The 25,442-nt window shown below is 72.2% G+C and carries 21 protein-coding genes; 11 read left to right on the top strand and 10 right to left on the bottom strand.

Annotated elements, in window-relative coordinates:
- The first annotated feature begins 71 nt into the window (after positions 1 to 71).
- From ACVHNB_RS38325 to ACVHNB_RS38315, 3 genes are all read left to right on the top strand, one after another.
- Positions 72 to 3,167: a sacsin N-terminal ATP-binding-like domain-containing protein gene (locus ACVHNB_RS38325; RefSeq protein ID WP_456228996.1), complete on the top strand. Its 3,096-nt coding sequence runs from the start codon at positions 72 to 74 to the stop codon at positions 3,165 to 3,167.
- A gap of 161 nt (positions 3,168 to 3,328) precedes the next feature.
- Positions 3,329 to 4,219 carry a DUF5707 domain-containing protein gene (locus ACVHNB_RS38320; protein ID WP_428953985.1) on the top strand — a complete coding sequence of 297 codons (891 nt, stop codon included), beginning with the start codon at positions 3,329 to 3,331 and terminating at the stop codon, positions 4,217 to 4,219.
- Between the two features lie 389 nt (positions 4,220 to 4,608).
- Complete coding sequence (locus ACVHNB_RS38315) at positions 4,609 to 4,971, top strand: magnesium transporter CorA family protein (RefSeq protein ID WP_428953986.1); 363 nt, start codon at positions 4,609 to 4,611, stop codon at positions 4,969 to 4,971.
- Between the two features lie 7 nt (positions 4,972 to 4,978).
- On the opposite strand, the gene ACVHNB_RS38310 is transcribed toward ACVHNB_RS38315, so the two are convergent.
- Both ACVHNB_RS38310 and ACVHNB_RS38305 read right to left on the bottom strand, forming a co-directional pair.
- Positions 4,979 to 7,378 carry an HAD-IC family P-type ATPase gene (locus ACVHNB_RS38310; RefSeq protein ID WP_456226939.1) on the bottom strand — a complete coding sequence of 800 codons (2,400 nt, stop codon included), beginning with the start codon at positions 7,376 to 7,378 and terminating at the stop codon, positions 4,979 to 4,981.
- A gap of 101 nt (positions 7,379 to 7,479) precedes the next feature.
- Positions 7,480 to 7,743 carry a DUF2530 domain-containing protein gene (locus ACVHNB_RS38305; protein WP_428953988.1) on the bottom strand — a complete coding sequence of 88 codons (264 nt, stop codon included), beginning with the start codon at positions 7,741 to 7,743 and terminating at the stop codon, positions 7,480 to 7,482.
- A 255-nt stretch (positions 7,744 to 7,998) separates the two neighbouring features.
- Here ACVHNB_RS38305 and ACVHNB_RS38300 point away from each other — a divergent pair, with 255 nt between their 5' ends.
- Positions 7,999 to 9,447 carry an NCS2 family permease gene (locus tag ACVHNB_RS38300; RefSeq protein WP_428953989.1) on the top strand — a complete coding sequence of 483 codons (1,449 nt, stop codon included), beginning with the start codon at positions 7,999 to 8,001 and terminating at the stop codon, positions 9,445 to 9,447.
- A 19-nt stretch (positions 9,448 to 9,466) separates the two neighbouring features.
- Here ACVHNB_RS38300 and ACVHNB_RS38295 read toward each other — a convergent pair whose 3' ends face one another.
- Positions 9,467 to 9,649, bottom strand: coding sequence for a ribbon-helix-helix protein, CopG family (locus ACVHNB_RS38295; RefSeq protein ID WP_428953990.1), 183 nt, complete (start codon positions 9,647 to 9,649; stop codon positions 9,467 to 9,469).
- Between the two features lie 154 nt (positions 9,650 to 9,803).
- Between ACVHNB_RS38295 and ACVHNB_RS38290 the strand changes: the two genes are divergently transcribed.
- The 3 genes from ACVHNB_RS38290 (at position 9,804) to thpR (ending at position 12,262) form a co-directional block, all read left to right on the top strand.
- Positions 9,804 to 10,241, top strand: coding sequence for a MarR family winged helix-turn-helix transcriptional regulator (locus ACVHNB_RS38290; RefSeq protein WP_428953991.1), 438 nt, complete (start codon positions 9,804 to 9,806; stop codon positions 10,239 to 10,241).
- Positions 10,242 to 10,284: 43 nt separating this feature from the next.
- Entirely contained in the window at positions 10,285 to 11,634 is a 1,350-nt protein-coding gene (locus ACVHNB_RS38285; RefSeq protein WP_428953992.1) for an MFS transporter, read from the top strand.
- A gap of 70 nt (positions 11,635 to 11,704) precedes the next feature.
- A complete protein-coding gene (gene thpR / locus ACVHNB_RS38280; protein WP_428953993.1) occupies positions 11,705 to 12,262 on the top strand; it encodes an RNA 2',3'-cyclic phosphodiesterase in 558 nt (185 codons plus the stop codon).
- A gap of 132 nt (positions 12,263 to 12,394) precedes the next feature.
- Here thpR and ACVHNB_RS38275 read toward each other — a convergent pair whose 3' ends face one another.
- From ACVHNB_RS38275 to ACVHNB_RS38265, 3 genes are all read right to left on the bottom strand, one after another.
- Entirely contained in the window at positions 12,395 to 13,384 is a 990-nt protein-coding gene (locus tag ACVHNB_RS38275) for an aldo/keto reductase (protein WP_428953994.1), read from the bottom strand.
- Between the two features lie 46 nt (positions 13,385 to 13,430).
- Positions 13,431 to 14,009, bottom strand: a complete 579-nt coding sequence (locus tag ACVHNB_RS38270; protein ID WP_456226938.1) for a Uma2 family endonuclease — start codon at positions 14,007 to 14,009, stop codon at positions 13,431 to 13,433.
- Between the two features lie 88 nt (positions 14,010 to 14,097).
- A complete protein-coding gene (locus tag ACVHNB_RS38265; protein ID WP_428953996.1) occupies positions 14,098 to 15,030 on the bottom strand; it encodes an AraC family transcriptional regulator in 933 nt (310 codons plus the stop codon).
- Between the two features lie 115 nt (positions 15,031 to 15,145).
- Here ACVHNB_RS38265 and ACVHNB_RS38260 point away from each other — a divergent pair, with 115 nt between their 5' ends.
- Complete coding sequence (locus ACVHNB_RS38260; protein ID WP_456226937.1) at positions 15,146 to 16,039, top strand: MBL fold metallo-hydrolase; 894 nt, start codon at positions 15,146 to 15,148, stop codon at positions 16,037 to 16,039.
- Here ACVHNB_RS38260 and ACVHNB_RS38255 read toward each other — a convergent pair.
- Positions 16,020 to 16,688 (bottom strand): GDSL-type esterase/lipase family protein, encoded by a 669-nt coding sequence (locus tag ACVHNB_RS38255; RefSeq protein ID WP_428953998.1) that lies wholly within the window; start codon positions 16,686 to 16,688, stop codon positions 16,020 to 16,022. The two genes, ACVHNB_RS38260 and ACVHNB_RS38255, sit on opposite strands and share 20 nt — an antisense overlap.
- Before the next feature lie 68 nt (positions 16,689 to 16,756).
- On the opposite strand from ACVHNB_RS38255, the gene ACVHNB_RS38250 reads away from it, so the two are divergent.
- Positions 16,757 to 17,761, top strand: a complete 1,005-nt coding sequence (locus tag ACVHNB_RS38250) for a YncE family protein (RefSeq protein ID WP_428953999.1) — start codon at positions 16,757 to 16,759, stop codon at positions 17,759 to 17,761.
- A 127-nt stretch (positions 17,762 to 17,888) separates the two neighbouring features.
- Here the strand turns inward: ACVHNB_RS38250 and serC are convergent, their stop codons facing one another.
- Positions 17,889 to 19,007 carry a phosphoserine transaminase gene (gene serC / locus ACVHNB_RS38245; protein WP_428954000.1) on the bottom strand — a complete coding sequence of 373 codons (1,119 nt, stop codon included), beginning with the start codon at positions 19,005 to 19,007 and terminating at the stop codon, positions 17,889 to 17,891.
- 87 nt (positions 19,008 to 19,094) lie between these two features.
- Entirely contained in the window at positions 19,095 to 20,375 is a 1,281-nt protein-coding gene (locus ACVHNB_RS38240; RefSeq protein WP_456226936.1) for a cytochrome P450 family protein, read from the bottom strand.
- A 189-nt stretch (positions 20,376 to 20,564) separates the two neighbouring features.
- Between ACVHNB_RS38240 and ACVHNB_RS38235 the strand changes: the two genes are divergently transcribed.
- On the top strand, positions 20,565 to 23,444 hold the full coding sequence (locus tag ACVHNB_RS38235; RefSeq protein WP_428954002.1) for an FAD-binding and (Fe-S)-binding domain-containing protein: 2,880 nt from the start codon (positions 20,565 to 20,567) through the stop codon (positions 23,442 to 23,444).
- Here the strand turns inward: ACVHNB_RS38235 and ACVHNB_RS38230 are convergent.
- Positions 23,434 to 24,342: a LysR family transcriptional regulator gene (locus ACVHNB_RS38230; RefSeq protein WP_428954003.1), complete on the bottom strand. Its 909-nt coding sequence runs from the start codon at positions 24,340 to 24,342 to the stop codon at positions 23,434 to 23,436. The genes ACVHNB_RS38235 and ACVHNB_RS38230 overlap by 11 nt on opposite strands.
- 176 nt (positions 24,343 to 24,518) lie before the next feature.
- On the opposite strand from ACVHNB_RS38230, the gene ACVHNB_RS38225 reads away from it, so the two are divergent.
- Entirely contained in the window at positions 24,519 to 25,439 is a 921-nt protein-coding gene (locus ACVHNB_RS38225) for an EamA family transporter (protein WP_428957634.1), read from the top strand.
- Positions 25,440 to 25,442 lie beyond the last annotated feature (3 nt).

Here is a 25,442-nt window from a genome sequence, read left to right as displayed (position 1 = left end):
CGACCGACAACAGCCGCCCGGAGGAGACACCCGTGAGCGTCAGCAAGATCGTGGGGCCGGCACCCGAGGGCATGGACCCGTTCGGCACCGCCAGGCTGCGGCGCGGCGTGCTGGACGCATGGACCGGGAGCGCGGCCCGGTTCCGGGAGGACGCGAACGCCGAGGAGGACCTCGCCCTCGGCGGCTACCGTGACCGGCTCGTCGTCGAGCTGGCCCAGAACGCCGCCGACGCCGCCGCTCGCGCGGGGGCCGGGGGCCGGCTCGCGCTCACCCTGCGGGACGGCGTGCTGGCCGCCGCGAACACCGGCGCCCCGCTGGACGCCACCGGTGTCGAGTCGCTGTCCACCCTGCGGGCCTCCGCCAAGCGGGAGGACTCCGGCACCGCCGTGGGCCGGTTCGGCGTCGGGTTCGCCGCCGTGCTCGCCGTGTCCGACGAGCCCGCCGTCGTCGGGCGGACCGGCGGCGTGCGCTGGTCGCTCGGCGAGGCGCGCATCGCCGCCGCCGAGGTGGCCCGGCACAGCCCCGGCCTCGGCGACGAACTGCGCCGCCGGGACGGCCACGTACCGCTGCTGCGGCTGCCGTTCGCGGCCGAGGGCCAGGCGCCCGACGGGTACGACACCGTCGTCATCCTGCCGCTGCGCGACCAGGCCGCCGAGGCGCTCGCCGCCCGCCTCCTCGACGACGTCGACGACACGCTGCTGCTCGCCCTGCCCGGCCTCGCCGAGGTCACGGTCACCACGGACGCCGGGACGCGCGTGCTGCGCCGCCGCACCACGGACGCGTACACGGTGATCTCGGACGACGCCCGCGAGCCCGCCGAGCTGCGCTGGCGCACCGTCACCCGGACCGGCGCCCTCACCCCCGACCTGCTCGCCGACCGGCCCGTCGAGGAGCGGCTGCGCCCCCACTGGTCCGTCACCTGGGCCGTGCCGGTCGACGACGACGGCGCCCCGAGCAGTCCGCGCAGCGCGCCCGTGCTGCACGCCCCCACGCCGAGCGACGAGGCCCTCGGCGTGCCCGCGCTGCTCATCGCCTCGTTCCCGCTGGACACCGCCCGGCGGCACGTCGCGCCGGGCCCGCTCACCGGGTTCCTCACCGAGCGCGCCGCCGACGCGTACACCGAACTGCTCGGCGACTGGCGGCCCGTGGGCCCCGGCATCCTCGACCTCGTTCCCGGCCCGCTCGGCAAGAGCGAGCTGGACGGGGCGCTGCGGGCCGCGATCCTGGAACGGCTGCCCCGCACCGCCTTCCTGCCTCCGGCGCTGGCGCCCGCCTCCGATGACGACGACCGGCCCGCCGCCCTCAAGCCGCGGGACGCCGAGGTCGTCGAGGGCGTCGGGGCCGACACCGTGCGCGTCCTCGCCGACGTGCTGACCGGCCTGCTGCCCGCCGGGCTGGAACGGCGCGTGGAGCTGCGCACGCTGGGCGTCGCCCGCGTCCCGCTGACCGAGGCGATCGACCGGCTGGCCGGCCTGGAGAAGGACCCCGGCTGGTGGCGGCGGCTCTACGACTCCCTCGCCGGGGTCGACCCCGACCGGCTCAGCGGGCTGCCCGTGCCGCTCGCCGGGGGCCGGACCGTCATCGGGCCGCGCCAGGTGCTGCTGCCGGCCGCCGAGGCGTCGGCGGTGCCCGGCGACGCCCTCGCCCGGCTCGGCCTCAAGGTGGCCCACGCCGACGCCGCCCACCCGCTCCTGGAGAAGCTGGGCGCACTGCCCGCCACGCCGCGCGCCGTCCTGACGACGCCTCAGCTGCGGGCGGCCGTCGCCGCGTCCCTGGACGACGAGCCCGCCTGGGACGACGAAGGCACGCTCGATGCCGACGAGCTGGCGGACGTCGTGCTCACCCTGGTGCGCGACGCCCACCTCGACGTCGGCGACGAACCGTGGCTCGGCGCCCTCGCCCTGCCCGACGAGACCGGCGAGCTCGCCCCGGCCGCCGAACTGGTGCTCCCCGGCAGCCCCCTGGCGTCCGTCCTGCGCGAGGGCGAACTGCCCTGCGCGGACGAGGAGCTGGCCGAGCGGTGGGGCGAGCAGCCGCTCGCCGCCTGCGGGGTGCTCGCGACCTTCGCCCTGGTCCGCGCCACCGACGTGGTCCTCGACCCCGACGAACTCGACCCGCGCGACAGCGACTACCCCGAGCCCGACGACGCGGGTCTGCTCGACGCCGTCGACGTGTGGTGCGAGGACGTCCTGGACCGGCTGCCCGACACCCCGGTGCCGCCGGTCGCCACCGAGCTGGTCGCCGTACGCGATCTGGACCTGGTGGACGAGGAGCGGTGGCCGCAGGCCCTCGCGCTGCTCTCGCGGCCCCCGCTGCGCGACGCCCTCACCCAGCCCGTGCGGATCCTGCTGCCCGACGGCACCCACGAGCTCGTCCGCCCGTACACGGCGTGGTGGCTGCGCGGCAATCCGGTCCTGGACGGCCGCCGGCCGGCCGGTCTGCGCGCCGAGGGCGGCGACCCGCTGCTCGTCGGCCTGTACGAGGCCGCCGACGCCGCCGGGTTCGACGACGAGCAGGTGCTGCGCGCCCTCGGCGTGCGGACCTCGGCGGCCGCGCTGCTCGACGAGCCCGGCGGCGCCGCCGAGCTCCTGGATCGGCTCGCCGACCCGGAGCGGCCGGTGGGCGCGGCCCAACTGCACGCGCTGTACGGCAAGCTGGCCGCGCTCGACCCCGAACAGGTCACCCTGCCCGACGAGCTGCGGGCCGTCGTCGACGGCGAGGTCACCGTCGTGGACGCGGCGGACGCCCTCGTCGCCGACGCCCCCGACCTGATCCCGCTCGCCGCCGGGCGCCCGCTGCTGCCCGTCGCACCGTCCGGGGCCGCGCATCTCGCCGAGCTGTTCCAGGTGCGGCGCCTGAGCGAGGCCGTGGACGCCGAGATCACCGGTTCCGAGGGGGCCGAGCACCCCGTGCCCGACTCCGTGCGCACGCTGCTCGGGGCCGCGACCCCGGCCTCGTACGTCGAGCACGAGGAGCTGTACGTCGCCGGGACCGAGGTCGACTGGCGCCGCAGCCCCGACGGCACCGTGCACGCGGCGACGCTGGAGGGGGTCGCCGCGGGGCTCGCGTGGGCGGCGGGGCAGTGGCCGCGGCGGTTCGAGGTGGCGGCGCTCCTGGAAGACCCTTCGCGTACCCAGGAGTTGGCGCGGGACCGCTGGTTCGACTGAGCCGCACCCGATCTTCGTCAATCAATCACAAAATTCTCACCTGGCGTACAACCAGTCACGCGGGTCACGGGTCTATCTGGCGGGTCAACAGACCCCTAGACCACTTGGGCCCGCGTGACAGCACCAGTACCGCGGGTCCCTTCTCCACCAATGGGGAACACATGCGCATACGTGCCACCGCGGCCGCCGTGACGGTTTCCGGCGCCCTGGCCCTCACCGCGTTCGCCGTCCCGGCGCAGGCGGACGGCAACAACTCGTTGACCGCAGCTGCCGACCACGTGAACTCCGGTTTCAAGGCCGCTCACGCCGCTTCGCGTGCCTCCACGTTCGCCGCCACCTCCGGCAACGACGACCAGTACGGCGACACCGCCATCTCGAACGTCGTCGTCCACGGCGGCACGGACGTCGTGCTCGGCGTCTCCGCCAAGGCCAACTTCAAGGTGACCTTCACCGCCACGGACGACTCCGGCATCAACAACACCTCCGGGTACGCGCTCGTGTACCACGGCACGGACCTGGAGTCCTCCAACACCGGTGCCCTGCAGAACGAGGCCGACGGCGCCACCACCTGCAAGACGGTCAACTCCACCACGTCGACCTGCACGCTGAGCTTCACCGTCGACCCGTACGACCTGTACAACACGGACGCCGGCTCCTGGAAGGTCATGGCGGCCGTGCAGGCCAAGGACTACGACTACTCGATCCGCGAGAAGGTCAAGTCCTACAGCACCAAGCGCTACTCCAAGCTCACCACCAACGCCGCCCCCGAGCCGGTCAAGAAGGGCAGGACCATCACGGTCACCGGCCTGCTGTCCCGCGCCAACTGGGACACCGGCAAGTACGCGGGCTACACCCAGCAGAAGGTGACGCTCCAGTACCGCAAGAAGACCTCCAGTACGTACTCGAACGTCAAGACGGTGACCTCGGACTCCAAGGGCAACCTGAAGACCACGGTCACCGCGTCCGCGGACGGCTACTTCCGCTACAAGTTCGCCGGCACCTCCACCACCCCGGCGGTCACGTCGACCAGCGACTTCGTCGACGTGAACTGAGCGCACGCGCTCCGCTCGCCCTGACCGCGGCCCCGGGACCTTCGTCCCGGGGCCGCGGGACTTTTCGCCCCCCTGGGGGCCGTAGGACCACTGTTAGCGTGTGAGGCGCGATCTGAACGCCGCACGACCGGCCGAGAGGAGGCGATCCGCCATGGACCACAGTCCGAGTTGCACTGTTTTGCAGCACCGCGTCGCCTCGACCTCCGGCTCGATCTGAGTCCGTAGCCGCACGTCGTCGCGCTTTTCCCCACACCCCTCCGCGTCACCTCACCCGTAGGCGTACCCGCGTCGTGCCGTGACCGCCGCACCCTCGTGTGCGCTCACCGCCGGTACGTGACGCTCCGTCATGCCCGTGTGCGCAGAGACGGCCGCAGAAGAGAGAAGAACCCATGACCACGAACACCGGCACCCGCGACCTGAACCGGGCCCTGGACGGCGCCGCCGGCACCCCGCAGACCATCGCCCTGCTCACCGAGATCCGCGACGAACTGCGGGACTTCAACCGGGACATGGAGCGGCTCAACACGCTGACCGAGGAGCAGGTGACGTCCACGGTCGAGAACCGCAGGCTCACGGCGATGACGCTGATGTTCGTCATCCCGTCGACCTTCGCGGCCATCCCCGGAGCCAACTTCGCCCACCTCGACGAGTACGGCTTCGACAACTTCTACGCCCTGCCGATCCTGGTCGGCACGGTGCTGCTGACGGCCCTCGCGACCTTCGGGTTCGTCCGCAAGAAGGGCTGGCTCTGAGCCGAGGTCACGCCGGAAAGCGGCGGTCGACCCACTTCCACAGGAATTCGAGGACGACCGCCGCCACCGCCGCGACGCCCACCGCCGTCCACGGCATGGCGGTACCCACCAGCTTCAGCGCGAAGAAGTCCTGCAGCCACGGCACGACCAGGACCAGCAGGAACGCGAGGCCCATCGCCGCCACCAGGCACAACCGCCACCACGTGTAGGGGCGGGCGACGATGGCGAGCACCCACATCGAGATCAGGAACAGCGTCAGCGTCGCCGAACTGGTCTCCGCGCCCAGCGAGCCCGAGCCCGTGTAGAAGTGCCGGGCGATCATGTACATCACGAACGTGGCGAGCCCCGCGACGACCCCGCCCGGGATCGCGTACCGCATCACCCGCCGTACGAAGTGCGGCTTGGCCCGCTCCTTGTTGGGCGCGAGGGCCAGGAAGAACGCCGGGATGCCGATCGTCAGGGTCGACAGCAGCGTCAGGTGCCGGGGCAGGAACGGGTACTCGACCTGGAAGCAGACCACGAGCAGCGCGAGCAGCACCGAGTAGACGGTCTTCACCAGGAACAGCGTCGCCACGCGCGTGATGTTGCCGATGACGCGGCGGCCCTCCGCGACGACCGAGGGCAGCGTCGCGAAGCTGTTGTTGAGCAGCACGATCTGGGCGACGGCCCGGGTCGCCTCCGAGCCCGAGCCCATCGAGACGCCGATGTCGGCGTCCTTGAGCGCGAGCACGTCGTTCACGCCGTCGCCCGTCATCGCGACGGTGTGCCCGTGCGACTGGAGAGCCGCGACCATGTCCCGCTTCTGCTGCGGGGTGACCCGGCCGAACACCGTGCCCGCGTCGAGCGCGTCGGCCATCTCCGCCTGGTCGGTGGGCAGGGTCCGGGCGTCGACGGTGTTCTCCGCGCCGGTCAGGCCGAGCTTGCCGGCCACCGCGCCCACGGAGACGGCGTTGTCGCCGGAGATGACCTTGGCCTTGACGTCCTGCTCGGCGAAGTAGCGCAGGGTGTCGGCGGCGTCGGGGCGAAGGCGCTGTTCCAGGACGACGAGCGCGGCCGGCCCGGCGTCCTCCTTGACCCGCGGGTCCTCCAGGTCTCTGGTGACGCGGGCGAGCAGCAGCACGCGCAGGCCCTGCTGGTTGAGCTCCTCGATCTCGGCGAGGGCCGGGTCGCCGGCGGGCAGCAGCACGTCGGGCGCGCCGAGCAGCCACGCGCTGCCCGTCCCGTCGCCCTCGCTGAAGGCGGCGCCGCTGTACTTGCGGGCCGAGGAGAACGGCAGCGCCTGCGTGCAGCGCCAGTCCTCGCTGTCCGGGTAGGCGTCGATGATGGCCTGGAGCGAGGCGTTGGGCCGCGGGTCGGACTCGCCGAGGGCGCCGAGGACCTTGCGTACGTACGTCTCGTCGGCGCCGCCGAGCGGGCGCAGCTCGGCCACGTCCATGCCGCCCTCGGTGAGCGTGCCCGTCTTGTCGAGACAGACGGTGTCGATGCGGGCCAGGCCCTCGATGGCGGGGAGTTCCTGGACGAGGCACTGCTTGCGGCCGAGCCGGATGACGCCGATCGCGAAGGCCACGGAGGTGAGCAGGACCAGCCCTTCGGGGACCATCGGCACGATGCCGCCGACCGTGCGCGCGATCGAGTCCTTGAAGTTGTGCTCCTTGACGACGAGCTGGCTGATGACCAGGCCGATCGCGGTCGGGATCATCATCCACTGCACGTACTTGAGGATGGTGGAGATGCCGGAGCGCAGCTCGGACTGGACGAGGGTGAACCGGCTGGCCTCCTCGGCGAGCTGGGCCGCGTACGCCTCGCGTCCCACCTTCGTCGCGGTGAACGCGCCGCCGCCCGCGACCACGAACGACCCCGACATGACCGCGTCGCCGGGCTGCTTCACGACCGGGTCGGCCTCACCGGTCAGCAGCGACTCGTCGATCTCCAGGCCGTCGGCCTCGACGCACGCGCCGTCCACCACGATCTTGTCGCCGGGGCCGATCTCGATGAGGTCGCCGAGCACGATCTCGGAGGTGGAGATCTCGGCGGCCACTCCGTCGCGCCGCACCGTCGGCTTCGCCTCGCCGATCACGGCGAGCGAGTCCAGGGTCTTCTTGGCCCGCCACTCCTGGACGATGCCGATGCCGGTGTTGGCGAGGATCACGAAGCCGAAGAGGCTGTCCTGGATCGGCGCGACGAACAGCATGATCAGCCAGAGCACGCCGATGATCGCGTTGAAGCGGGTGAAGACGTTGGCGCGGACGATCTCCGTCAGCGAGCGCGAGCTGCGCACCGGTACGTCGTTGACCTCGCCGCGGCTCACGCGCTCCGCGACCTGGGAGGTGGTGAGGCCCGTCGCCCGTTCCGGCACCGGTACCGGGTGCACCGGGTCCAGTTCGGCGCCCGCGTCGATATGGGTCATGGGAACGACAGTACGGGCGATTTGGGGGGTTCACCCGTCGGGTGGGCGAAAGATCCGACCAGGGGAGGAGGCCCGTGCTCCGAGGGTTGTACGGGCGTCCCCTACGGGGCGCTCGCCGCCGCTCGCTTGATCGCCGCGTCGCGCTTGCGGACGTACCAGATCCCGATGAGGCCGAGCCCGGCTCCCGCCAGACAGGTCCACACCCACCAGGTCGTCCCGCGGTCCTCGAACCAGCCGTAGAACGGCAACTGGACGAGGAAGAGGACGAACCACAGGATCGTGCCGCCGGTGATGGTGGCGACCACGGGCCCCTCAAGGGGTTCCGGTGCCTCGTGCTTCGGGGATCCCGAAAGAGATGCGGCCATGTGCACAGCTTACGAGGAGCCGGAAACGATCGGCCCCGCAACCCCGTACTCCCCTTGCGCACCAAGGGTCTACGCGCGGAGATAGCGATTTCGGCCTCATATGTTCATACTGAAACCGCCTGAGTCTGGCTACTTCTGTTCGTACGAAACACCAGCGGAAACATCGGGGAAACCCGCTGGTGATCACGCGAGGATCAGACTCGATCACGTTCTTGCCCGCAGAAGCCGCTCTCCTGAATACCGCTGAGGTCATCCATGTCCACTTCGGCCACCGCCCCGGTCGATGCCAACGATCAGCCGCCCTCGACCCCGAAGAACGGCCTCGACCGGTACTTCAAGATCTCCGAGCGCGGCTCGACGGTCCCCCGTGAGATCCGTGGCGGCTTCGCCACGTTCTTCGCGATGGCCTACATCATCGTGCTGAACCCGATCATCCTCGGCAGCGCGAAGGACATGTACGGGCACCAGCTCGACAACGGCCAGCTGGTCACCGCGACCGCGCTGACCGCCGCCTTCACCACGCTGCTCATGGGTGTCATCGGCAACGTGCCGATCGCCCTCGCCGCCGGCCTCGGCGTGAACACCGTCGTCGCCCTGCAGCTCGCGCCGCGCATGTCGTGGCCGGACGCGATGGGCATGGTCGTCCTCGCCGGCTTCGTGGTGATGCTCCTGGTCGCCACCGGTCTGCGCGAGCGCGTGATGAACGCCGTGCCGCTCGGCCTGCGCAAGGGCATCGCCATCGGTATCGGCCTGTTCATCATGCTGATCGGTCTCGTCGACTCCGGCTTCGTCTCGCGCATCCCGGACGCCGCGCACACCACGGTGCCGCTGCAGCTCGGCGCCGACGGCCACCTCAACGGCTGGCCGGTCCTGGTCTTCGTCCTCGGCGTGCTGCTGACCCTGGCGCTGCTCGTGCGCAAGGTGCCGGGCGCGATCCTGATCTCGATCGTCGTGATGACCGTCGCCGCGGTGATCATCGACGCCGTCGCCAAGGTGCCGTCCTGGGGTCTGACCACCCCGAAGTGGCCCGGCAACCCCGTCTCCACCCCGGACTTCGGCCTGGTCGGCGAGGTCAGCCTGTTCGGCGGCTTCGAGAAGGTCGGCATCCTGACCGGCGTCCTCTTCGTCTTCACCGTGCTGCTGTCGTGCTTCTTCGACGCCATGGGCACGATCATGGGCATCAGCGACGAGGCGCACCTGACCGACGAGAACGGTCAGATGCCCGGCATGAACAAGGTCCTGTTCATCGACGGCATCGCCGTCGCCGCCGGCGGCGCCTCGTCCTCCTCGGCCACCACCTGCTTCGTGGAGTCCACGGCCGGTGTCGGCGAGGGCGCCCGCACCGGTCTCGCCAACGTCGTCACCGGCGGCCTCTTCGCGGTCGCGCTGTTCCTCACGCCGATCGCCACGATGGTCCCGTCCCAGGCGGCCACCCCCGCGCTGCTCGCGGTCGGCTTCCTGATCCTGTCGGGCGGCATCCGCGCCATCGACTGGGACGACTGGACGATCGCCATCCCGGCGTTCGTGACGATGCTGATGATGCCGTTCACGTACTCGATCACGAACGGCATCGGCATGGGCTTCATCACCTTCACCGTGCTGCGCGTGGTCGCGGGCCGGGCCAAGGAGGTGCCGGCCGCCATGTACGCGGTCGCGGCGGTCTTCGCCTTCTACTACCTGATGCCGGCGCTCGGCCTGACGTGATCCGGTGGTGCGGGGCGGCTCACGCCGCCCCGTAGAACCTCTCCGTCTCCTCGACGGCCGTCGCGAACCGTTCGTCGAAGTCGTCTCGAATGAGCGTCCGGACCACATAGTCCTGGACGCTCATTCCCCTTTTGGCGGCATGCTCCTTGAGCCGGTCGAGCAGCTCACCGTCTATCCGCAGGCTGAGCACAGTCGATCCCATACGGAACAGGGTCGCGGCGTGGCGGCCTTCGGCGTGTCACTTTCTGGAATCGACTCACTCGTATGGGTGATGAAGCGGTTCGGTGGCACGGATCACGGGCAGCCTGCGCTTATCGAGTAGTCGTTAGACACAGTAATGAGTTACGCTAACGAACATGCCGGACCTCTCCCATGGCGATGACGTAGCCGCCGTGAACTCTCTGCGCTCCGCCGTGATGCGCCTGTCGCGCCGACTCAAGCACCAGCGGGTCGACGAATCGCTGAGCCCCACCGAGATGTCGGTGCTCGGCACCCTTGCCGGATGCGGCTCGGCGACCCCGGGCGAGCTGGCCCGCAAGGAGCACGTCCAGCCGCCGTCGATGACCCGCATCGTCGCGCTCCTGGAAGCCAAGGGACTGGTCAGGCTGGAGCCTCACCCCGAGGACCGCAGGCAGAAGGTCGTCACGTCGACCGAGCAGGCCGAGGCCATGCTCGCCGAGTCCCGCCGCAAGCGGAACGCGTGGCTGGCCGATCTCGCCGTCGGTCTCGACGAGGACGAGTGGGCCAAGCTGCGCGCGGCCGCACCCGTCCTGGAGAAGCTCGCCCATCTCTGAGAAGGCCTCTGACCCAGACGACCGCCGAGGAGGCGAACCCACTTTGAGTACGGGATCCGGAGCAGACTCCGCCCCCGCACCAACGGCCCACGACACCCCCGCCCGCCCCCACAAGACCTCGATGTTCGCGAGCCTGAAGGTGCGCAACTACCGCCTCTTCGCGACCGGGGCCGTCATCTCCAACACCGGCACCTGGATGGCCCGCATCACCCAGGACTGGCTGGTCCTGTCCATCACGGGCTCCTCCGCCGCCGTCGGTGTCACCACCGCGATGCAGTTCCTGCCGATGCTGCTCTTCGGGCTGTACGGCGGTGTGATCGCCGACCGTTTCGCCAAGCGGAACCTGCTCTTCTGCACCCAGGGCGCGATGAGCCTGTCGGGCCTGTTCCTGGCCGCGCTCACGCTCTCCGGCCACGTACAGGTCTGGCACGTCTACGTCGCCGCCTTCTTCACCGGCCTGGTCACCGTCGTCGACAACCCGACCCGGCAGTCGTTCGTCTCCGAGATGGTCGGCCCGGACCAGGTCCGCAACGCGGTGTCCCTGAACTCGGCGAACTTCCAGTCCGCCCGCCTCATCGGCCCCGCCGTCGCCTCCGCGCTGACCGCGGCCGTCGGCCCCGGCTGGGCGTTCCTCGCCAACGGCCTGTCGTTCCTCGCCCCGCTCACCGGCCTGATGCTGATGCGTACCAAGGAACTGCACCACATCAAGCGCACCCCGCGCGGCAAGGGACAGCTGCGCGAAGGACTGCGGTACGTGTCGCGGCACCCCGAGCTGATCTGGCCGATCGTGCTCGTCGGATTCGTCGGCACGTTCGGCTTCAACTTCCCGATCTGGCTGAGCGCGTACGCCGACGACGTGTTCCACGGCGGGGTCGGCCAGTACGGCCTGTTCAACACGCTCATGGCGATCGGCTCGCTGGCCGGCGCGCTGCTCGCCGCCCGCCGCCGCTCGACCCGCCTCAGGGTCCTGGTCGGCGCGGCGATCGGCTTCGGCGCGCTGGAGATCCTGGCCGCGTGGGCGCCGGGTGTCTGGGCGTTCGCCCCGCTGATCGTGCTGCTCGGCATCCTCGGCCTCACGGTCAACGTGACGGCCAACTCCACGGTCCAGATGGGCACGGATCCGGAGATGCGCGGCCGCGTCATGTCGCTGTTCATGATGGTGTTCACCGGCGGCACCCCGCTGGGCGGGCCGCTCTTCGGCTGGCTCGCCGACCAGTACGGGGTGCGCGTCAGCTTCATGCTCGGCGGTGTGATCTGCGCCGCGGCGGCGGTCGGCGTCGGCCTGATGCTGGCCCGCGCGGCGAACCTGCGCCTCAAGGTCGACCTGCGGCGCGGCGAGCGCCATCTGCAGTTCGTGCCGCGCGAGCCGCAGCAGCTGGCCGCGGTGGCGTGAGCCGGAGCTCCACGGCGAAGGGCCGGACGGTGTCCCCGTCCGGCCCTTCGCCGTACGCGAGACTGGAACCGTGAGGCTTTTCGCAGCGGTGCTGCCACCGGACCCCGTCGTCGCCGAACTGGGCCGTGCGGTGGACCGGTTGGCGGGCCGGGACGGCCTGCGCTGGACCGGCCGGGACGGCTGGCACCTCACGCTCGCGTTCTACGGGGAGGTGCCCGGGGAGACCGTGCCCGAGCTGGCGCGGCGGCTGGCGCGGGCCGCCGCGCGCACCGGGGAGTTCGGGCTCGCGCTGGGCGGCGGCGGCCACTTCGGCGGGCGGGCGCTGTGGGCGGGGGTGCGCGGGGACGTGGCCGTGCTGCGGCGGCTGGCCGAGCGGGCCGAGGCGGCGGGCACGAAGGCCGGGCTGCCGGGGGAGCACCGCCGCTACCGGCCGCATCTGACGCTGGCCCGCAGCAGGCGGGCCCATGACTTCGGGCCGTACGTCGCGGCGCTCGACGGCTTCGCCGGCACGCCCTGGACCGTGCGCGAGCTCGCCCTCGTCCGCAGCCATCTGCCGACGTCGGGGGTGCCGGGGGAGCAGCCGCGGTACGAGAAGGTCGGCTGCTGGGAGCTCACGGGGGCGCGTTAGGCTCGGTACGTGGACCCGAAGACGCGGAACCGGATCATGGCCGGTGTGCTGGTGCTGATGTTCGTCGTGGTGGCTGTCGCGGCGGCCGTCGGAAAGTAGCACCCACGGCCGCCGCGCACGCGGTACGCCCGCCTACCAGGCGAAGGCCTCCGGGGACGGACCCGGACCCGGGAAGATCTCGTCGAGCCCGGTCAGGACCTCTTCGCTCAGCTCCAGCTCGACCGCGCGCAGCGCCGAGTCCAGCTGCTCCTGGGTGCGCGGGCCGACGATCGGGCCCGTGACGCCGGGGCGGGTCAGCAGCCAGGCCAGGGCGGCCTCGCCGGGCTCGATGCCGTGCTTGTCGAGCAGGTCCTCGTACGCCTGGACCTGGTCGCGCACCTTGGTGTTCTCCAGGGCGTTCGCGCTGCGGCCGTCCTTGCGGCGCTTGCCCTCGGACTCCTTCTTGAGGACGCCGCCGAGCAGCCCGCCGTGCAGCGGGGACCACGGGATGACCCCGAGGCCGTAGTCCTGCGCGGCCGGGATGACCTCCATCTCGGCGCGGCGCTCGGCGAGGTTGTAGAGGCACTGCTCGCTGACGAGGCCGACGCGGCCGTGCGCCTTCGCCGTCTCGTTGGCCTGGGCGATCTTGTAGCCGGGGAAGTTCGACGAACCTGCGTACAGGATCTTGCCCTGCTGGACGAGGACATCGATCGCCTGCCAGATCTCCTCGAACGGGGTCCGGCGGTCGATGTGGTGGAACTGGTAGATGTCGATGTAGTCGGTCTGCAGCCGCTTGAGGCTGGCGTCGACCGCGCGGCGGATGTTCACCGCGCTGAGCCGGTCGTGGTTGGGCCAGACGTCTCCGTCGCCCGCCATGTTCCCGTAGACCTTGGTGGCGAGGACGGTCTTGTCGCGGCGGCCGCCGCCCTGGGCGAACCAGGTGCCGATGATCTCCTCGGTGCGGCCCTTGTTCTCGCCCCAGCCGTACACGTTGGCGGTGTCGAAGTAGTTGATGCCGCTGGCCAGCGCCGCGTCCATGATGCCGTGGCTGGCGGCCTCGTCGGTCTGCGGACCGAAGTTCATGGTGCCGAGGACGAGCCGGCTGACCTTGAGTCCTGTGCGTCCGAGCTGCGTGTACTTCATGGCTGTACAGCCAATGACGTGGAGTGCGCTCTAGGCAAGTGGGCCGTCAGTCGCGGGGGAACTCGGCGGTGCCGAGGGTCAGGCCGACGGGGGTGTTCGTCATGTCGACCTCCGTGCCGAAGGTGACCGTGGTCTCGGTGAGGAAGTCGCCGTCCTTGGGCTGCGCGTAGAGGTGGCACTTGCCTTGGTACGGGTCGGCGACCAGGTAGACGGGGACCTCGGCGGTCGCGTAGGCGGACTTCTTGGGGCCGTAGTCGTTGGTGCCGGTGCCCTTGGAGATGACCTCGGCGACGAAGACGACGTCCTGCCAGAGCCACAGGCCCTTGGCGTTCTTCTCGGCGGACTCGGACACGAGAGTCACGTCGGTGGCGAAGCCGTTGAGGTGGCCGGGATAGTCGATGCGGACATCGGACTTGACGCGCTTGCGCGGGTACTTGGTCCTCAACTGCTCGACGATGTCCAGGATGACCTCCCAGCGCGTGTCCCTCTGCGGCGACATGTAGACGATCCCCTCGACGATCTCTGCCTTGTAGCCCTCGGGGATGGTCATCTGGGCGAACATCTCGTCCAAGATCTGCTCGTTCACCGTCGCCATGTCGATCCTGTCGATTGCCTCGGCGGTCATCGTGGCGCTCCTCCCCGGCCACCCCGCGCATGGAGGGGACCGCGCAGTACAACGATACGCAGAGTGTCCCGGTCACACGCCTGTGCCCTCAGCCCGCCGGAACCCGAACAGCCGTCCGGTACCGCCCCGGCGTCACCCCGAACTCCCGGCGGAACGCGTGCGAGAGGGCGTACGGGGAGCCGTAGCCGACCTCGCGGGCGACGGAGTCCAGCGGGGTGTCGGCGGCGCGCAGGAGGGTCGCCGCGCGGGTCATCCGCCACCACGTCAGATACGTCATCGGGGGCCGGCCCACCAGCGCCGTGAAGCGGCGGTTGAGCGTCGCGCGGGAGACGCCCGCGCGCGCCGCCAGACGGTCGGCGGTCCAGCCGTGGGCGGGGTCGCCGTGCAGCAGGCGCAGTGCCTCGGTCACCACCGGGTCGGCGAGGGCGTGCGGCCAGCGGGCGTCGGAACCGGCCGCAGGGCCCGCGGTCCAGGCGCGGATCATGTAGACGAGGAGCAGGTCGAGCAGGCTCGGCACGGCCGCGCAGGAGCCGGGCCGGGCGGTGACCACTTCCCGGCTCAACAGGTCGATGGCCGAACGGAGTTCGGGCTGTGAGTGGTCGTCGTGCGGCAGGTGCACGACGTCCGGCAGCTCGGCGAGGAGCGGGTGGGTGCGGCTGCGGTCGAGGCGGTACTTGCCGCACAGCAGCTCCACCGCGTCGGCGCTGTCCGCCGGCGGGACGTCGGGAGGGATGCCGGGCAGGGCGTCGAAGGGCAGGGCGCGGGCGACCGCGGCCGGGTCCGCCGGGGCGTCCGCCAGGACATGGCCCGCGCCGTGCGGCAGCAGCACGGCGTCACCGGGGCGCAGGGTGAGCGGCGCCCCGCCGTCGGGCAGCAGCCAGCAGCCGCCGGCGAGGGCCACATGGAACCCGGCGCCCTCGTACGGCTCCAGGCGTACGCACCAACTCCCGCTCACCCGGAGCCGGTTGGCGGACGGGCTGCCCGTCCGCACGGCGGCGATCGCGTCGCTGACCACGTCCATGCGGTCCAGCGTAGGCGGATCGCGGCGGACCGTGACGCGCAGGATGAGCCGATCGCGTATCGAAGCGAGCCCCTGGCGCATGGAAACGCTCGTCCCGGGTTCCTAGCGTGGAGGCATGGACACCGACTTCGAACGCATCACGCTCGGCGACGTCGAGATCGTCAAGGTCGTGGAGGTGCGCGGCCCCTTCGGTGCGCCGGCCGACCTGTTCCCCGGCATCGAGGCCACCTGGCACGCCCACGAGAAGTGGCTCGCCCCCGACTTCCAGGACCCGGACAGCGGCGCCGTGCTGGCCGCCGTACAGGCGTGGGTGCTGCGCAGCGGGGGCCGCACCGTCGTGGTCGACCCGGGTGCCGGCAACGGCCGCGAGCGGCCCGGCACACCGCACTTCTCCGGGCTCGACACGGACTTCCTGGACCGGCTGGCCCGGGCGGGCGTGCGGCCCGAGGACGTGGACGTCGTCGTCAACACCCATGTGCACGCCGACCACGTGGGCTGGAACACCCGTGACGAGGGCGGCAGTTGGGTGCCGACGTTCCCGAACGCCACGTATCTCGTGCCCCGCGCCGACCACGACTACTTCGGCCCGGCCGGCGCGGCGCGCACGGCGCACGACAACCACCGCTTCCTGTTCGCGGACAGTGTCGCGCCGGTCGTCGAGGCGGGGCAGGCCGTGCTCTGGGAGGGCTCGCACCGCATCGACTCCCGGCTGGTCCTGGAGCCCGCGCCCGGGCACACCCCGGGGTCGTCGGTGCTGCGTCTGGCGTCGGGCACCGACCGGGCCGTCTTCGTGGGCGACCTGCTGCACAGCCCGGCCCAGTTCCTCGCGCCCACGTGCAGCAGCGCGATGTGCGTGGACCGGCCGGCGTCGGCCGCCAGCCGCGTCCGGGTGCTCCAGCGCGCCGCCGACGAGCACGAGCTGGTGATCCCGGCGCACTTCCCCGGGCCGGGGGCGGCGGAGATCCGGCGGCAGGGGAGCGGGTTCGGGGTCAGCCGGTGGCGGGTGTGAGGCGGTACGGGCCCCCGATGCCCCAGGCCTGGTGCAGGGCGTCCGCGAACGCCGCGGCGAGCTTGTGCTCGCCGGACGCGTTCGGGTGCGTGCCGTCGTAGGTGTCCGTGTGGATGTCGTACGACTCCGGGACCGAGGCCAGCAGCAGCGGTGAGCGGGGCTCGCCGAGGTCCGCGACCGCCTTCGCCAGCAGGGTGTTGAAGTGGGCCACCTGCGCCGCGAAGGGGGCGTCGGACTCGGCGCGGATGTTCGGGATCACGGGGAGCGCGACCATGCGCAGGGCCGGGTTCGCCGAGCGGGCCTCGGCGACGAAGCGGCGTACGTTGTGCGCCGTCTGCTCGGCGTTCGTGTAGAAGCCCAGGTCGATCAGGCCGAGGGAGACCAGGAGGACGTCGGCCCGGGACTCGGTGACCGCGGCCGCGATCGCCGGTGCCATGTGCTGCCAGCCCTCTCCCCAGCCCGCGAGGTGGTGCTGCGGGAAGTCCGGATCCGCGTAGTCGTGGGTGCCGCCGTGCAGGGCGGTGCGGGGGCCGACGACGGTGCAGTCGGTGCCGGTGGCGCACAGGTGCCGCCAGATGCGGTGGCGCCAGGTGTGCTCGCCCGCGCTGCCGATCGTCATCGAGTCGCCGACGAACATGAACCTGAGCATCCGCTCATCATCGTCGATCGCCGTGGCCGCGTGCGTGTGAGACCGAACACGCCTGGCAAGCTGGGGGCATGCGTTCGTACAAGGCGTCGTCGCGTGTGGGTGGGGTCGCGGCCGCCGCCGTGCTGCTGTTCGGGCCGGCGGCCGGTCCCGCCCTCGCCGACGCGCGGCCGGCCGGCTCCGACGGGTTCACCCTCCAGGACCCCCGGATCACCGAGTCCAGTGGCCTCGCGGCCTCCCGTGCCCACCCCGGCGTCTACTGGACGCACAACGACAGCGACGACGGGGCGTACCTGTTCGCGGTCGACGGGCGGACCGGGAAGACCGTCGCCACCCTCACCCTCACCGGGGTCGGCGCCCCGCGCGACGTCGAGGCGATCTCCGTCGGGCCCGACGGAGACCTCTACGTCGCGGACATCGGGGACAACCTCGGCGGCAAGTGGGACCACGTGTGGATCTACAAGCTGCCCGAGCCGAAGGAACTGCGCGACCAGACCGTGCGCGCGACGCAGTACGTGGTGAAGTACGCGGACGGGCCGCGCAACGCCGAGGCGATGATGGTCCACCCGAAGACCGGCCGCGTGTACATCGTCGAGAAGGGCGAGGACGGCGGCGGCCTGTACGAGGGCCCCGACCCGCTGGACTCCTCCGCCACGAACGTCTTCAAGCGCGTCGCCGACATCGACCTGTGGGTGACCGACGGCGCGTTCTCGCCCGACGGGAAACAGCTCGCGCTGCGCGGCTACTTCGGCGGCATCGCGTACTCCTGGAACGACGGGAAGCCCGAGCGGCAGGGCCAGTTGAGCGTGCCGATGCAGGCGCAGGGCGAGTCGGTGACGTACACCCTGGACGGGAAGACCCTCCTCTACGGCAGCGAGGGGCGCGGCAGCTCCGTGGAGCCCGTGGAGGTCGAGGGCGCGGACGGGGGCGGCGACTCCGGCGGCTCGGGGGCGAGTTCGGCCGGTGACGACGGTGACGGCGGGTTCACCGGCAAGGCCGGGGCCGTCGGGGCCGCCGTCGTGCTCATCGCCGTACTGGGGATCGGGCGGCTGCTGCGGCGGCCCAAGCAGCGGTGAGGTAGCTGATCGCGGGCCGGTGGGGCTTCTTGCGCGGAGCCCGCCTCAGCGGCGCGGGGGTCTGCGGACCGGCCACAGCCGGTGCGCAGACCCCCGCGAGGTATCAGCCGCTATGCGGACGGGGGCGTCAGAGCTGCCCGATGACGTAGTCGATGCAGGCGGTCAGGGCCTGCACGTCCGCCGGGTCGATCGCCGGGAACATGGCGACGCGGAGCTGGTTGCGGCCCAGCTTCCGGTACGGCTCGGTGTCGACGATCCCGTTGGCGCGCAGCACCTTCGCGACGGCGGCGGCGTCGATGTCGTCGGAGAAGTCGATCGTGCCGATGACCTGCGACCGCTTGGCCGCGTCCGTCACGAACGGCGTCGCGTGCTTCGACTCCTCGGCCCAGCTGTACAGCCGCGTCGAGGAGTCCTTCGTGCGCGCCGTCGACCAGGCGAGACCGCCCTGCCCGTTGATCCAGTCCAGCTGCTCGGCGAGCAGGAAGAGCGTGGCGAGCGCGGGGGTGTTGTACGTCTGGTTCTTGCGGGAGTTGTCGATCGCCGTGGGCAGCGAGAAGAACTCCGGGACGTGCCGGCCCGACGCGTGGATCCGCTCGGCGCGCTCGATCGCGGCCGGGGAGAACACGCCGATCCACAGGCCGCCGTCGGAGGCGAAGGACTTCTGCGGCGCGAAGTAGTAGACGTCCGTCTCGGCGATGTCGACCGGCAGGCCGCCCGCGCCGGACGTGGCGTCGACCAGGACGAGCGCGCCCTCGTCGGCGCCGGCGACGCGCTTGATGGGGGCGGCGACACCGGTCGAGGTCTCGTTGTGGGTCAGGCCGTACACGTCGACGCCGGCCTCGGCCTTCGCCTCGGGGTGCGTGCCCGGGTCGGAGGAGATGACGGTCGGCTCGGCCAGCCACGGGGCCAGCTTGGAGGCCTTGGCGAACTTGGAGGAGAACTCGCCGAAGTTCAGGTGCTGCGACTTGTTCTCGATCAGGCCGTGCGTCGCCACGTCCCAGAAGGCGGTGGAGCCGCCGTTGCCGAGGATGACCTCGTAGCCCTCGGGGAGCTGGAACAGGTCCTTCACGCCCTCGCGGACGCGGCCGACCAGGTTCTTGACCGGGGCCTGGCGGTGGGAGGTGCCGAGCAGGGAGGTACCGGTGGCGGCCAGGGCGTCCAACGCCTCCGTGCGCACCTTGGAGGGGCCAGCGCCGAAACGTCCGTCGGCGGGCTTGATGTCAGCGGGAATCTGGATCTCAGCCACGAGCCGGAGGGTATCCCCTCGGAGAAACCGGACGGAAACGTGTCCGTTCGATGAGACGACTTCTCCGGCCCGTGGACTTGTGGTGATCTACGGGACGGGCCGCGGCGCCACCTCGGGAGCGGTCAGCCGTACCGGCAGCTCGTACAGGTCGTTCTGGGTCACCACCGGCTTGTGGCGCAGCTCTCCGGGCTCCACCGCGAGGCGCAGGTCCGGGAAGCGGGCGTACAGGGCGGGCAGCGCCACCCCGGCCTCGAGGCGGGAGAGCGCGGCGCCGGGACAGACGTGCGGGCCGTGGCCGAAGGCGATGTGCCGGTTGGCCGAGGTGCGGGTGATGTCGAAGGCATCGGCCGTGGGGCCGTGCGCCTGCTCGTCCCGGCCGATCGCCGCGTAGGACACGATCAGGGCGTCGCCCTGCCGGATCGTCTTCTCGCCGACGGTCACGTCCTCGGTGGCGAAGCGGATCAGGACGTGGGAGGTGGGGGTCGAGTGGCGCAGCGTCTCCTCGACCACCTGCTCCCAGGTCGCGCCGCCGGACAGGACGAGGGCGAGCTGGTCGGGGTGGGCACAGAGGTTGACCACCGCGTTGACGATGAGCGAGATCGTCGTCTCGTGTCCCGCGGCGACCATCAGCTGGAGCGTGGAGACGATCTCCGCGTCGGTCAGGTGGTCGCCGTCCTCGGAGGCCTGGATCAGGGCGCTGGTCAGGTCGTCGCCGGGCTCGGCGCGGCGGGCGGCGACCACGGCGCCCATCATCGCGGCGAGTTCGCCGAGGGTGGCGACGACCTCGTGCGGCGGGGTCTGCGTGGAGAAGAACTTGTCGAACAGGACCTTCAGGCGGGGGTGGTCCGCCTCGTCGATGCCCATCAGGTCGCTGATCACGTACATGGGCAGCGGGTAGGCGAACGCGGCCTTCAGGTCGACGACCCCGCCGTCCGCGGGCAGCTCGTCCAGGAGGCCCGTGGTCAGCTCGGTGATGCGCTCGCGCATCCGCTCCACGCGCCGCACGGTGAGCGCCTGGGCGACCAGGGCGCGCATCCTGCGGTGGTCCTCGCCGTCCACGGTGAGCATGGACCGGCCCGGGTTGGCCAGGCCGATCAGCGGCCAGTCGGCGGGTATCTCGCCGCGCCGCCAGGCGCCCCACACCTCGATGTCCTTCACCAGCCGCTTGTCGGTGAGGAGCGCGCGGGCCTCCGCGTGGTGGGTGACCGCCCACACCGGGACGCCGCCCGGCAGCTCCACCTCGGCCAGCGGACCCGCCGCGCGCAGCCGGGCGCTCTCGCCGTCCAGGTCGGAGACGAACGGGTCGAGGGCGATGCGGCCGGAGCCGTGGTGGGGGCAGGTCGCCGGGGGTGCCGGGGGTGTCGTCACGAGGCTCTCCAGGAGCGGTCGGGGGCGGTGGCCCGGGCGCGGCCGGGACAGTCTGTGATCAAGTCGCCGTCACTATAGGAGAGTTGGTGATCGTTCGGGGGAGTTTTTTGACCGGATCGGTGCAAGGCGGGCAGTGCTGTGGGATGCGTGGTGGCGCGGGGGACACCCGGTGACTGCATCCTGGACGGTATGGATGATCTGGACGGCCTGGAACGGGAACTGCGGGCATCCGTGCGCGGCGGCGTCGATCTCTCCGTCACGGCGCGGGCCCTCCACACGATGGACGCGTCCAACTACCGGCGGGTGCCGGTCGGGGTGGTGGCGCCCCGGGACCGGGACGACGTGGCCGCCGCCCTGGAGGTGTGCCGGCGCCGCGGGGTGCCGGTCGTGGGCAGAGGCGGCGGCACCTCCATCGCCGGGCAGGCGACCGGCACGGGCGTCGTCCTCGACTTCACCCGCCACATGAACCGGATCCTCGACGTCGACCCCGAGACCCGCACGGCCCGCGTCCAGCCGGGCGTCGTCCTCGACCGGCTCCAGGACGCCGCCGCCCCGCACGGCCTGCGCTTCGGCCCCGACCCCTCCACGCACGGCCGCTGCACGATCGGCGGCATGATCGGCAACAACTCCTGCGGCTCGCACTCGGTGGCCTGGGGCACGACCGCCGACAGCGTGGCCGCCCTCGACGTCGTCGCGGGCACGGGGACGTACCGCCTCGGGCAGGGCTGGGGCGGTGGCGCGCCGGACGGTCTCCAGGCTCTGGTCGAGCGGGAGTTGGGGCTCGTCCGCACCGGGTTCGCGCCGTTCGCCGGGCTGCCCCGCCGGATCTCCGGGTACGCCGTCGACGCGCTGCTGCCCGAGCACGGCACCGACCTGGCCCGTTTCTTCTGCGGCACCGAGGGCACCCTCGGCCTCGTCACCGAGGCGACGGTCAAGCTCGTCCGGGCGCCGCGCGCCAGGGCCCTCGCCGTCCTCGCCTACGCGGACGAGAGCGCGGCCGCGGAGGCCGCCGCGGGCCTGCTGCCGCACGGGCCGCTGACCGTCGAGGGGATGGCCGCCGACCTCGTACCGGCGGACTCGGGCCTGCCGAAGGGCGGCGCCTGGCTGTTCGTGGAGACCGGGGGCGCGACGCCCGGCGAGGCGCGGGCCGCGGCCGACCGGATCGTGCGGGCCGCGGACGTCGTGGACGCGCTGGTGGTCGACGACCCGGCCGGGCAGCGGGCGCTGTGGCGGATCAGGGAGGACGCCAGCGGGACGGCGACGCGGATGCCGGACGGCAGCGAGGCATGGCCGGGCTGGGAGGACTGTGCCGTGCCGCCCGCCCGACTGGGCGCGTATCTGCGGGAGTTCAGGGGGCTGCTGCGCGAGCACGGGCTGCGCGGGACCCCGTACGGGCACTTCGGCGACGGCTGCATCCACGTACGCATCGATTTCGACCTGCTCACGGAGGCGGGCATCGGGCGGTTCCGCCGCTTCTCCGAGGAGCTCGCCGTGCTCGTCGCCGCGCACGGCGGCTCGCTGTCCGGGGAGCACGGGGACGGGCAGGCGCGGGCCGAGCTGCTGCCGACGATGTACGGCGACGAACTCGTCGGCCTCTTCGAGCGGGTCAAGGGCGTGTGGGACCCGGCGGACGTGCTGAACCCCGGGATGCTGGTGCGGCCCGCGCGGCTCGACGAGAACCTGCGGTTCGCCGTGCTGCCGCGCGGGCCCGTGGACGTCGCGTTCGGCTACCCGCACGACGGCGGGGACTTCTCGGCCGCCGTGCGCCGCTGTGTCGGGGTCGCCAAGTGCCGCACGGAGACGGCTGGTTCGGGCAGCGGCGTGATGTGCCCGTCCTTCCGGGCCACCGGCGACGAGACGCACTCCACGCGCGGGCGGGCCCGGCTGCTGCACGAGATGCTGGCCGGCGAGGTCGTCACGGACGGCTGGCGCTCCGAGGAGGTGCGCGACGCGCTCGATCTCTGTCTGTCCTGCAAGGGGTGCAGGAGCGACTGCCCGGTGGGCGTCGACATGGCCACGTACAAAGCGGAGTTCCTGCATCACCACTACGAGGGCAGGCGCCGCCCGATGGCGCACTACGCGATGGGCTGGCTGCCGCGCTGGCTCCGCCTGGTCGAACGGACGCGGACGGCCGGGATCGTCAACTACCTCTCCGGGAAGCAGGTGGTGGCGTCGCTGGCGAAGCGGGTCGGAGGGATCGCGCGGGAGCGGAGTATCCCCCGGATGCGGCACGGGTCGTTCAGCGGGGCCTGGCACCGGGGGCTCGGGCGGCGGTTCGCGGCCGCGCGGACCGGCGGGGGCGGGCCCGAGGTGGTGCTGTGGCCGGACACGTTCACCGACCATCTGGCGCCGCAGGTGGCGCAGGCCGCGGTCCGTGTCCTGGAGGCGGCCGGGCTGTCCGTGGTGCTGCCGCCGACGCGGACGTACGGGCGGACGCCGGTGGTGCGCGGCCGGGTCTGCTGCGGGCTGACGTATGTGTCCACCGGGCAGCTGGACCGGGCCCGCGCCGTGCAGCGCCGCACCCTCGACCTGCTGGAACCGCTGCTCGGTGACGGGGGTGGACAGCCGGTCGTCGTCCTGGAGCCGTCGTGCGCGGCCGCGCTCCGCACCGACCTGCCGGAGCTGCTGGCGGACGATCCGCGGGCGCGGCTGCTCGCCGAGCGGGTGGTCACCTTCGCCGAGGCGCTGGAACGGTTCGCGCCCGACTGGACACCGCCCCGGATCGACCGGCCGGTCGTGGGCCAGACGCACTGCCATCAGCACGCGGTGCTCGGCGACGCGGCGGAGCGGCGGCTGCGGGAACGGGCCGGTCTGGACGGCGAGCTGAGTGGCGGGTGCTGCGGTCTCGCGGGCAACTTCGGCTTCGAGGAGGGGCATTACGAGGTGTCGGTGGCCTGCGCGGAGGAGTCGCTGCTGCCTGCGGTCCGGGCGGCCGGGGACGGGGCGCTGGTGCTGGCCGACGGGTTCTCGTGCCGGACGCAGGTGGAGCAGCTGGCGGGGGTGCGGGCCCGCCATCTCGCGGAGGTGCTGGCGGACGGACTGACGCGGCCCGGCCCGGTCAGGGAGTAGCGCCCCGCGTCACCTCGTGGGCGAGGGCGATCAGGGCGGGGGCGGACGGGTGGCCCGGGCCCTCGCGCCGGGCGAGGTGGACGGGGAGGGCCGGGGCGTCCGTCAGCGGCACGTAGACGACGCCGGGATGCGGGTGCATCCGTACGGTGGCGGTCGAGGTGATGCCGACCGCCTGGTCGGCGGCGATCGCGGCGAGCCAGTCGTCCGTGTTGGCGACCGGCAGCGTCGCGGTGGGCCGGGAGGCCGGCGGCCACAGGTCGAGGGCGGTCGTGCCGGAGACCGTGTTCAGGGCGATGACCTGGTCGCGGAGGTCGTCGAGGGCGAGGGAGGGGCGCCGGGCGAGGGGGCTGTCGGAGGGCAGCGCGGCCACCCGGGGCTCCCTGTGCAGGAGTTCGACGACGAGGCCGGGTGCCGTGACGGGGCCGCGCAGCAGGGCGACGTCGACGGCGCCGCGGGTGAGTCCGGCCGTGCGGTCGTCGATGCGCAGCAGCTCCAGCGGTACGTCCGGGTGCGCCCGGCGCCAGCGGCGCAGCAGGGGCGTCGTGTACTCCCCGGCCGCGGACCAGGCGTGGCCGAGGCGCAGCGGCCGGTGCGGGGTGCGGGCGGAGGCGAGCGCGTCCTCGAACGCGGCGACGGCGACGGCCGCCTTCTCGCGGAACGCGTGGCCCTCGGGGGTGAGGGCGAGATGGTGGGTGGAGCGGTCGACGAGGCGGACGCCGAGCGCGGTCTCCAGGGCGGCGAGGGTGCGGGAGACGGCGGGCTGGGTCAGGTGCAGCCGGGCGGCGGCCCTGGTCACGCCGCCCTCCTCGGCGATCGCGAGGAAGCAGTGCAGGTGACGCAGTTCGATGGCGTGGTCCCGGCTCATGTCCGCGGAGCATAACCGGAGCGCACAAGGCATTTCACGGGGCGTGCCCGGCGGTTCTAGCGTGGAGGTTCACGCGCGGCGCGCAGTGCAGTACGGTGGACATCCAAGTCCAACATAATGAACTCAAGGGTGGGGGCCATGACCTTCCGGGCCGAGGAAAGGGGCGAGGCACTGTGAGCGGCTCGCGCACCGAACAGCAGCAGTTGCCCGTGCCGGACGCCGCCGTCCTCGTCGGGAGCGACGGCGACGCCGCCGCGCCGGCGGACACGGGGCGCCGGGGCGCGCTCGGCCCGGTCGGTCTGGTGCTCGCCGGCTGTGTGTCGGTGCAGTTCGGCGGTGCGCTCGCGGTGAGCCTGATGCCGCGCACGGGCCCCGTCGGTGTCGTGACGCTGCGCCTGGTGGTGGCGGCGCTGGTGCTCCTGCTGGTCTGCCGGCCCCGGCTGCGCGGGCACTCCCGGGCCGACTGGGGCACGGTCGTGGCCTTCGGCATCGCCATGGGCGGCATGAACCTGATCTTCTACCAGGCCGCGGCCCGCATCCCGCTCGGTCTCGCCGTCACCTTCGAGGTGCTCGGCCCCCTCACCCTCTCCGTGCTCGCCTCGCGCCGCGCGATCAACATCCTGTGGGCGGGCCTGGCCCTGTGCGGCGTCTTCCTGCTCGGCGGCGCGGGGGACGGCCTCGGCGGGCTGGACCCGGTCGGCGTGGTCTGCGCGCTCGCGGCGGGCGGCATGTGGGCGGCGTACATCATCTTCAGCGCCCGCACCGGCCGCCGCTTCCCGCAGGCGGACGGCCTGGCGCTGGCGATGGCCGTCGCCGCGGTCCTCTGCCTGCCGCTGGGCGTCGCGGAGGCGGGCGGCCGGCTCCTCGACCCGGTGACGGTCGGCCTCGGCGCGGCGGTCGCGATCCTCTCCTCGGTGCTGCCCTACACCCTCGAACTCATCGCGCTGCGCCGCCTGCCCGCGTCCACGTTCGCCGTGATGATGAGCCTCGAACCGGCCATCGCGGCCCTCGCCGGCTTCCTCGTCCTGAGCCAGGCCCTCTCCTGGATCCAGGCCCTCGCGATCGCCCTCGTCATCGCGGCGAGCATGGGGGCGGTGCGGACGCAGGTGGGGCGGCGCAAGCGGAAGTGAGGC

The organism is Streptomyces sp. YJ-C3, assembly GCF_053891275.1.
The sequence above is the reverse complement of the archived record's forward strand: the minus strand, read 5'-3'. Positions and strand labels throughout refer to the sequence as shown.

Bases quoted from the DNA above. Each gene is read 5' to 3' on its own strand.
- ACVHNB_RS38250 (WP_428953999.1), top strand. From the start codon at position 16,757: ATGCGTTCGTACAAGGCGTCGTCGCGTGTGGGTGGGGTCGCGGCCGCC.
- ACVHNB_RS38265 (WP_428953996.1), bottom strand. From the start codon at position 15,030: ATGGACGTGGTCAGCGACGCGATCGCCGCCGTGCGGACGGGCAGCCCG.
- ACVHNB_RS38325 (WP_456228996.1), top strand. From the start codon at position 72: ATGGACCCGTTCGGCACCGCCAGGCTGCGGCGCGGCGTGCTGGACGCA.
- ACVHNB_RS38305 (WP_428953988.1), bottom strand. From the start codon at position 7,743: ATGGCCGCATCTCTTTCGGGATCCCCGAAGCACGAGGCACCGGAACCC.
- ACVHNB_RS38260 (WP_456226937.1), top strand. From the start codon at position 15,146: ATGGACACCGACTTCGAACGCATCACGCTCGGCGACGTCGAGATCGTC.
- ACVHNB_RS38235 (WP_428954002.1), top strand. From the start codon at position 20,565: ATGGATGATCTGGACGGCCTGGAACGGGAACTGCGGGCATCCGTGCGC.
- ACVHNB_RS38270 (WP_456226938.1), bottom strand. From the start codon at position 14,009: ATGACCGCCGAGGCAATCGACAGGATCGACATGGCGACGGTGAACGAG.
- ACVHNB_RS38230 (WP_428954003.1), bottom strand. From the start codon at position 24,342: ATGCCTTGTGCGCTCCGGTTATGCTCCGCGGACATGAGCCGGGACCAC.
- ACVHNB_RS38300 (WP_428953989.1), top strand. From the start codon at position 7,999: ATGTCCACTTCGGCCACCGCCCCGGTCGATGCCAACGATCAGCCGCCC.
- ACVHNB_RS38320 (WP_428953985.1), top strand. From the start codon at position 3,329: ATGCGCATACGTGCCACCGCGGCCGCCGTGACGGTTTCCGGCGCCCTG.
- ACVHNB_RS38295 (WP_428953990.1), bottom strand. From the start codon at position 9,649: ATGGGATCGACTGTGCTCAGCCTGCGGATAGACGGTGAGCTGCTCGAC.
- ACVHNB_RS38275 (WP_428953994.1), bottom strand. From the start codon at position 13,384: ATGAAGTACACGCAGCTCGGACGCACAGGACTCAAGGTCAGCCGGCTC.
- ACVHNB_RS38255 (WP_428953998.1), bottom strand. From the start codon at position 16,688: ATGCTCAGGTTCATGTTCGTCGGCGACTCGATGACGATCGGCAGCGCG.
- ACVHNB_RS38315 (WP_428953986.1), top strand. From the start codon at position 4,609: ATGACCACGAACACCGGCACCCGCGACCTGAACCGGGCCCTGGACGGC.
- ACVHNB_RS38310 (WP_456226939.1), bottom strand. From the start codon at position 7,378: ATGACCCATATCGACGCGGGCGCCGAACTGGACCCGGTGCACCCGGTA.
- ACVHNB_RS38290 (WP_428953991.1), top strand. From the start codon at position 9,804: ATGCCGGACCTCTCCCATGGCGATGACGTAGCCGCCGTGAACTCTCTG.